The following is a 1310-nucleotide window of genomic DNA, read 5'->3' as shown; positions in this document are numbered from 1 at the left end:
ATTCCATCTCAATGGTACAGCGCTGGTCTGCAATGATAGCTTCATAGGTTAACGTGTCTTTAGACACCGTACCCTGGGAAATGAAAATCTTTGCGTTCGCAAGATAATCAAATGCAACCTTGCGAGCGATCTGCTCATTCTCTTTGTTCAGGTGCATCTTTGGGAATTCCCCTTCGGTCGCTGGCAACTCAACCTGAGCCAGCGCAGGTAACGCAAAGGCCAGAGACAATAAAACAAGTGATTTTTTCATTGGATATTAACCTCTTGGGATTTTAATAGGCCGAAGTATATCATTTCGGTATACTACGGCTCTATATTTTGGAGGTTATTCTCCAGGGTAAAGCAATTCGAATCGCTGAAGGAAAGCAGCGCGGGCTTCCTCCGCCGGAAGAAGTCGTAACCCCATAATATCCGCTGGTGGATACTTATCGGGATCTGGAACCGCCTGAGCATTATGACGGCCAAACATCCCCATCTCGCTGGCGAGCATCCGCAGATCGGCGACCTTGACTTCCGGCGTCTCCACCAGCGGTAATCCGTACTTTGCTCGGATAGTGCGATCGACACGGCCTTCGATTTCTCGATAATCCGGTAACCGCGCCTTAAGTGGGCTGCTAACGTCACCGCAATACGCTTCGCTGGCATCATGCATCAATGCTTCGAACGCAAGATGCGGTTCAACCAAATGGCTAACGAGCACGCAGTGTTGCGCCACACTGTAATGCTGATCCAGATGACCCGTGAAACGGCAGATATTGGACAGCGCCGTGGCAATGTCCTCAATGTCGATTGTCTCCGGGTCGATATCCTGGAAGGAAAATCGCTTACCGCTATGAGTCAGGATCCAATCAGGAACGAGGCCTTGCTTTACGGGTGCGCGCATCGTTGCCAATAGCTGCGCCACCAGCGATCGCTCCAACACGGTCAGATTACCGGACGTGTCAGCCTGAAGGGCTTTGAGTTGCTCTTTAGTGTAATGCGGCAGTGTCATCTTCTCTCCGATTTTGCTTGCGCTTATCGCGCGCTGATTTTAATGCCAGCTTGTAACTGGCCTTGGCCGCTTTCTGGGTAGGGCACCAATCGCCTTCCACATCACGACCCAGATACGAGTAGTATTCGCAATACTTTTCACGGTACATCCGATATTGGTAACTATCGCCGTGGGTTCGACGCTCAACCAGGGGAGCGCGACGACCCAGCAGGAACTCACTGAAGGTGTCACCACCATGCGCATTCAGGTACTGAAGGTAGTGATTATTGCGCTTCATCTTTCTGGGTTTCGGTAACATAGCCAAGGCGATCGCTTTACC

Annotated in this window: 2 protein-coding genes and 1 pseudogene; all 3 read right to left on the bottom strand. The window is 51.0% G+C overall.

Translation table 11 applies throughout. From position 1 onward, the window contains the following. Positions 1 to 250, bottom strand: a 250-nt coding sequence (locus tag ACVRRC_RS21770) for a hypothetical protein (protein WP_472997543.1), incomplete at its 3' end; no start/stop codon positions are given. Between the two features lie 75 nt (positions 251 to 325). After that, positions 326 to 991, bottom strand: coding sequence for an HD family hydrolase (locus ACVRRC_RS21765; protein WP_472533509.1), 666 nt, complete (start codon positions 989 to 991; stop codon positions 326 to 328). After that, positions 969 to 1310, bottom strand: a pseudogene (locus ACVRRC_RS21760) (hypothetical protein); the annotation flags it as partial. The pseudogene ACVRRC_RS21760 and the gene ACVRRC_RS21765, both read right to left, overlap by 23 nt.

Source organism: Stutzerimonas sp. LR2 (assembly GCF_055755175.1).
This window is presented reverse-complemented; position numbering and strand designations above follow the sequence as displayed.